Genomic DNA, 914 nt, shown 5'->3' with positions numbered 1-914 from the left:
AGAAGATTACCGGGGCTCACTTAAAACTGTATAGAAGCGTTGCTCTATGCAGGGAGTATAGTTTTATGCCTTTTAAAGGTCAACTCCTCCTGTGCAACTTAAGTGCAGGGAGTGGTGGATAACCGCTCAGCAATCCAACAAGCGACACCAGCCTGTTCCCGGGGCTGTTACGTCAGCAATCCTTTCCCCACCTACCAGCCTCCCAAGGCTGGGGCGAACAAACCTGCTCTTATCCGGGCACTGGTGACGGCTGCCCGTGAGAATCAGCCGGCCAGACATGAAGCTTGGTACACCACACCGCGCGTCCAGCAGAAAACCGGACTGACGCGGCCGTTCTTTAAACGTATGAATGAACACCGGGCCAGAGCGATCAATGCGCTGATGGTGGCGATGTCCGATCGTTTGAATATTGTGACCGGCAAGGTTGAGGCCAGCGTTGAACAGCTTTCCGACTGGTGTGGGTTGTCGACCGGTAGTGGTGACAAAAAAAGCATCTCACGCGCCAGTCGGGCGATCACCACGCTGGAAGAATTGGGTGCCCTCGCCTGTGAACGTGCCTGGGATGAAGCCAGCCGTTCCCACATTCCCAAAATTATCTGGGTAACCGAGCTGTTCTTTGTCCTGATCGGTTACGAGCTGGGCAAGTATCAGGCGGCGCAGAATCAGCAGTTGGCGTGGATGAATCAAGGGCTGGTCAAGCAGGGCGAAGCCCCGATAACGCTATCAGAGGCCCGCCGGCGTGCCAAGGAGCAGCATATCAAACGGGCCTTTGAACACCGGGCGCGTCACCGTTCCTTCAAACAACAGCGGCGGCAAGCGCAAAAACTGCTGCAGATGGAGCGCCAGCAGGCGCGCACTGAGATCCTTAACGGTCTGATAAAGATGTACAGCAAGGATGAGCTGGAGGCCATGGG

The 914-nt window shown here is 55.8% G+C and carries 1 protein-coding gene; it reads left to right on the top strand.

Annotated elements, in window-relative coordinates; all coding sequences use genetic code 11:
- Positions 1-114: 114 nt before the first annotated feature.
- Positions 115-914: plasmid replication initiator RepA (repA, locus tag A6U95_RS03820; protein WP_241810618.1), on the top strand; the 800-nt coding region annotated here is incomplete at its 3' end.

The organism is Serratia sp. 14-2641, assembly GCF_001692375.1.
Classification (GTDB): Bacteria; Pseudomonadota; Gammaproteobacteria; order Enterobacterales; family Enterobacteriaceae; genus Chania; species Chania fonticola_C.
The sequence above is the reverse complement of the archived record's forward strand: the minus strand, read 5'-3'. Positions and strand labels throughout refer to the sequence as shown.